This window comes from Microbacterium sp. B24 (genome assembly GCF_000333415.1).
Lineage (GTDB): Bacteria > Actinomycetota > Actinomycetes > Actinomycetales > Microbacteriaceae > Microbacterium.
Genome location: NZ_BADB01000472.1, coordinates 1 through 1,784, shown reverse-complemented (window position 1 = coordinate 1,784; position 1,784 = coordinate 1). Strand labels below are relative to the sequence as shown.

Here is a 1,784-nt window from a genome sequence, read left to right as displayed (position 1 = left end):
GGCATGACGAAGAAGGTCGCGCTTGCGTGCGCACTGGTGCACGCGCCGCGTCTCCTGGTGCTCGACGAGCCGTTCGAATCGGTCGACCCGGTCGCGTTGCGCGCAGATCTCGTCGCACGGGGTCTCACCCGCGTCGTGCTCGCGGGGATGGGAGGCTCATCCCTCGCGCCGGAGGTCATCACACGCACGGCAGGTGTACCGCTGGTGATCCTCGACTCGACCGACCCGGCGCAGGTCCTGGCCGCGATCGACGGGGATGCCGAGTCCGGCAGCCTCGCGCAGACGGTTCTCGTCGTCGCGTCGAAGTCGGGCTCGACCATCGAGACCGATTCTGCGCAGCGCGCCTTCGCGGCCGCCTGGTCGGATCTCGGCATCGATCCGTCCGAGCGCATCGTCGTGGTCACCGACCCGGGATCCCCGCTCGAGCAGTCCGCCCGCGAGGCCGGCTACCGCGTGTTCACCGCCGACCCGAACGTGGGGGGACGCTATTCGGCGCTCACGGCCTTCGGGCTGGTGCCCTCGGGGCTCGCGGGCGTGGACATCGCTGAGCTCCTGGACGAGGCGGAGGCGACGCTTCTGGAGGTCGCCATCGATGACCCCCGCAACCCCGCACTCACGCTCGCCGCGGCCATCGCCGGTGGCGACCCGCGGCGCGACAAGCTGGGCCTGATCAGCGACGGCACGCACATCGTGGGCCTGCCCGACTGGATCGAGCAGCTCGTGGCGGAGTCGACGGGCAAGCACGGCACCGGCATCCTTCCCGTGGTGCTGCTGCCGCTGTCCCCGGAGGTCGACCGGACTCCGGCGGACATGCAGCTCGTACGCCTGGTGGACGACGCGGTGCATTTCCGGCTCATCGAGCAGCACCCCGACGAAGTACTCGTCAGCGGTTCGTTGGGCGCTCAGTTCGTCGTCTGGGAGTACGCGACGGCCATCGCGGGACGCATGCTGGGCATCAATCCGTTCGACCAGCCCGACGTCGAGTCCGCCAAGGCCGCCGCTCGCGCGCTGCTCGATTCTCGCCCTGCCCTCAGCGACCCCGCCTTCACAGCGAACGGCGTCGAGGTGCGCGTGTCCGATCCCGAGCTGGCCGCGTCCGGCACACTCGCCGGAGTGCTGGACGCCCTGTGGGCTCGTCTCGGTCCCGACGGCTACGTCGCCGTGCAGGCCTACGCCGATCGCACCTCGGTGCCTCAGCTTTCCGGCATCCGCGAACTCATCGCCGCCGACACGGGCCGCCCGACGACGTTCGGCTGGGGTCCCCGCTTCCTGCACTCGACAGGGCAGTTCCACAAGGGCGGACCGGCCAGCGGCGTGTTCTTGCAGATCATCGGAGCCGGAGAGGTCGATCTGGAAATACCCGGTCGCCCGTTCACGTTCCGTCAGTTGATCACCGCTCAGGCGGCCGGCGACGCGGATGTGCTCGTCGCGCACGGACGACCCGTGGTCACCCTCACCCTGACCGACCCTCAGGTCGAGGTGCTTTCCCTGTTCGAGGCCGCGCAGTAGCGCGACCAGGAGGAGTCTTTCTCGATGACTGCCGAGATCTCGCGCGACCACAATCCGTTGCGCGATCCCGATGACCGCCGCCTCAACCGCATCGCCGGTCCCAGCGCGCTGGTGATCTTCGGTGTGACAGGCGATCTGTCGCGCAAGAAGCTGATGCCGGCCGTGTACGACCTCGCCAACCGGGGACTTCTGCCTCCCGGTTTCGCCCTCGTGGGCTTTGCCCGTCGCGACTGGGAGGATCAGGACTTCGCGAACGTCGTCCACGATGCCGTCCG

1 protein-coding gene and 1 pseudogene are annotated in these 1,784 nt (G+C 69.2%); both read left to right on the top strand.

Annotated elements, in window-relative coordinates; all coding sequences use genetic code 11:
* On the top strand, window positions 1–1,509 hold a 1,509-nt coding region (locus tag I5I_RS13855; protein ID WP_239640130.1), incomplete at its 5' end, for a glucose-6-phosphate isomerase.
* A 24-nt stretch (window positions 1,510–1,533) separates the two neighbouring features.
* A pseudogene (locus I5I_RS13850) lies at window positions 1,534–1,784 on the top strand (glucose-6-phosphate dehydrogenase); the annotation flags it as partial.